The sequence below is a fragment of the Glycomyces dulcitolivorans genome (assembly GCF_003265355.1).
Taxonomy (GTDB): domain Bacteria; phylum Actinomycetota; class Actinomycetes; order Mycobacteriales; family Micromonosporaceae; genus Glycomyces; species Glycomyces dulcitolivorans.
This window is the reverse complement of record NZ_QFRW01000027.1, coordinates 1,025-3,731: the sequence shown is the minus strand read 5'-3', so window position 1 is coordinate 3,731 and position 2,707 is coordinate 1,025. Positions and strand designations below refer to the sequence as shown.

The following is a 2,707-nucleotide window of genomic DNA, read 5'->3' as shown; positions in this document are numbered from 1 at the left end:
GTCGGCGACGGCTCGTCCTCGGCGGGCGTCGTGGCCGGGTCGGGGTCGGGCGACTCCGGTGCGGGGGAAGGGGTCTCGGCGGGCGGGGTCGGCGCCGTCGGCTCCGGCGGCGTCGGCGGCGGGCTCGACGGCGGGGGCACGGACGGCTCCGGGGTCGGCGACGGGCACTCCAGCAGCGGCGGCAGGTCCGGGAGATCGATGATCGGCAGCTCGATGCAGATCGTCAGCAGCGGTTGCACCTCCGTCCCGTCCTCGGTCTCGGACGCCTCGGCCTCGGGTCCGGTGCCCGAGGCCAGCGCGAGTCCGGACGAGACGGTCAGGGCGCCCGCGGCGATGACCAAAGCCACTAGGCGCCGCACGTATCCCACCGCAATCTTCTGCGTTGTTCATCACGATTCATACCTCATATTCTGCTTTACGAAGTCTGGTGAGATCAATGCCTATCTGGCTCCAGGGACTCTTGTTCACCCTTTCGGTCGTCGCAGGGGCGTGCGTGGTCATCGCGCTGCTCCAGCGGTTCGCCCCGCCGACGAACCGCGCCCACAACAACGAGCTCGGCACGACCATCTTCGAGCTGCTGACGGTCCTGTACGCGATCGTGCTCGCGTTCGTCCTCATCACCGCCTGGGAGAACAAGTCCGAGGCCGGGGAGGTGACGTTCCGCGAGGCGAACGAGCTGGTCGACGTGTACTGGGCGGCGGCCGCGCTTGAACCCGAGCAGCGCGACGAGGTGCGCGACGCCGTGCGGGCCTACACGGACGAGGTCATCGAGGAGGAGTGGCCGGCGATGCGCGACCAGGAGCCGGTCACCTCTGAGGGCCTGCTGCTGCTGGACGCGATGCGCGCGCCGGTCGCGGGGGCGCAGACCGACGACGACGTGGTCCAGGCGCGGCTCGACGCGGCGCAGTCGGGGGTCCTGGCGGTCACGGAGTACCGGACGGACCGGCTGCTCCAGGCGCAGCGGGGCCTGAGCGCGGCGATGTGGACGGTGCTGGTGCCGGGCGCGGTCCTGGTGTTCGCGGTGATGCTGACGCTGGGGACGCCCACCCGGAAGTACCAGTACGTGCTGGTCGGGCTGATCTCGGGGATGGTGGCGCTGATGCTGTTCGCGACCTACCAGCTGGAGTACCCGTTCAGCCGGAGCGGGGCGACCGAGCCGGTCGCGTACGAGACCGCGATCGAGCGCTTCGACTACATCGACGCGAACTATACACAGGAACAACTCTTTTGAGTGATTTATTTAGGTTACGACAATAAACGACGAATAAAATGCCTACTGAGCATTGATCGCCCCGAAGTGAGGAAGTGTTCGCATGACCGATTCCGTCCGCGACGTCAGCACCGCCATTCCCCGGCAATCCCCGAACGGTCAGCACCAGGAGCAGACCAGCCTCAGCACCGCCGCCGCCCGCAACCTCGCCACCACCACCAAGTCCGTCCCGCAGATGCAGGAGATCACCTCCCGGTGGCTCCTCAAGGTGCTCCCGTGGGTGCAGACCCAGGGCGGGGCGTACCGGGTCAACCGGCGCCTGACCCACACCGTCGGGGACGGCCGCGTCGAGTTCACCAGCGAGGGCGACGCGGTGCGCGTCATCCCCACCGAGCTCGGCGAGATCGCGCACCTGCGCGGCATCGACGACGAGGAGGTCCTGGCGGCGCTCGCCGCCCGCTTCGAGCAGCGCGAGATCCGCGCGGGCGAGCACCTGGCGCAGCAGGGCGCGCCGGTCGACGGCCTGCACCTGATCGCCCACGGGCGCGTCGAGCAGTTCGGGGAGGGCAAGTTCGGCGACCGGTTCTCCGTGGGCGTCCTGGTCGACGGCGACCACTTCGGCGACGAGGTGCTCACCGAGTCCGAACCGGTGTGGGACAACGACGTCATCGCCGCGACACCGGTCACCGTGCTGACGCTCCAAGCGGCCGCGGTGGCCGAGCTCATCGAGCGCATCCCGTCGCTCGGGGAGCACCTGTCGCGCTTCCGGGCCTCGCGCTCGGCGAAGACGAACAAGCACGGCGAGTCCGCGATCGCGATCGCCGCGGGCCACACCGGGGAGCCGGACCTGCCGACGACGTTCGTGGACTACGAGCTGGCGCCGCGCGAGTACGAGCTCGCGGTGGCCCAGACGGTCCTGCGCGTCCACACCCGCGTCGCCGACCTCTACAACCAGCCGATGAACCAGATGGAGCAGCAGCTCCGCCTCACCGTCGAGGCCCTCCGCGAGCAGCAGGAGGACCAGATGATCAACAACCGGGAGTTCGGGCTCCTCCACAACGCCGCGCTCAACCAGCGCATCCCGACCCGGTCCGGCCCGCCGACGCCCGACGACCTCGACGAGCTCATCTCCCGGCGCCGCGACACCCGCGTGATCCTGGCGCACCCCAAGGCGATCGCGGCGATCGGCCGCGAGCTGAACAAGCGGGGCCTGTACCCGCCGCTGGCGAGCTTCCAGGGCGGCGAGGCCGTGGCGTGGCGGGGCGTGCCGGTGCTGCCGTGCAACAAGATCCCGATCACCTCCGCGGGCACGACGTCGATCCTGGCGATGCGCCTGGGCGAGGACAACCAGGGCGTGGTGGGCCTGCACCAGACGGGCCTGCCGGACGAGTACGAGCCGGGACTGTCGGTGCGCTTCATGGGCATCGACGAGAAGGCCGTCATGTCGTACCTGGTGAGCGCCTACTTCTCGGTGGCGGTGCTGGTGCCCGACGCGCT

At 69.6% G+C, this 2,707-nt stretch carries 3 protein-coding genes; 2 read left to right on the top strand and 1 reads right to left on the bottom strand.

The window, feature by feature from the left end:
- Positions 1–359 (bottom strand): hypothetical protein (locus DI269_RS26665; protein ID WP_232822557.1); only part of this gene is annotated, 359 nt, incomplete at its 3' end.
- Positions 360–436: 77 nt separating this feature from the next.
- Here DI269_RS26665 and DI269_RS01035 point away from each other — a divergent pair.
- A complete protein-coding gene (locus tag DI269_RS01035) occupies positions 437–1,231 on the top strand; it encodes a bestrophin-like domain (protein ID WP_112133303.1) in 795 nt (264 codons plus the stop codon).
- An 82-nt stretch (positions 1,232–1,313) separates the two neighbouring features.
- A partial coding sequence (locus tag DI269_RS27470) for a family 2B encapsulin nanocompartment shell protein (protein WP_198667023.1) occupies positions 1,314–2,707 on the top strand: 1,394 nt, incomplete at its 3' end.